The following is a 235-nucleotide window of genomic DNA, read 5'->3' on the forward strand; positions in this document are numbered from 1 at the left end:
CTGCTTGAACACGCGCTGAAACGCCGCGTCCGACTGATAACCTACGCGCTCGGCGATGCCGCCGATGGATTCGCCACTTTCGCGCAAGAGTTGTGCAGCCTTTGACATGCGTATGTCCGTCAAATACTCCGTTGCTGAACAATCCAGCGCTTCCTGGAAATGCCTGACAAAAGTGGCGCGGGACATATTGCAAAGGGCAGCCAGGTCAGGGAGTGTCCAGGCTTGTCCCGGCGCT

The 235-nt window shown here is 57.9% G+C and carries 1 protein-coding gene; it reads right to left on the reverse strand.

Annotated features, from left to right (window positions below; all coding sequences use genetic code 11):
* A partial coding sequence (locus Q5762_RS39670) for a helix-turn-helix transcriptional regulator (RefSeq protein WP_315897176.1) occupies positions 1-235 on the reverse strand: 235 nt, incomplete at both ends.

The sequence above is a fragment of the Streptomyces sp. P9(2023) genome (assembly GCF_032436795.1).
Classification (GTDB): Bacteria; Actinomycetota; Actinomycetes; order Streptomycetales; family Streptomycetaceae; genus Streptomyces.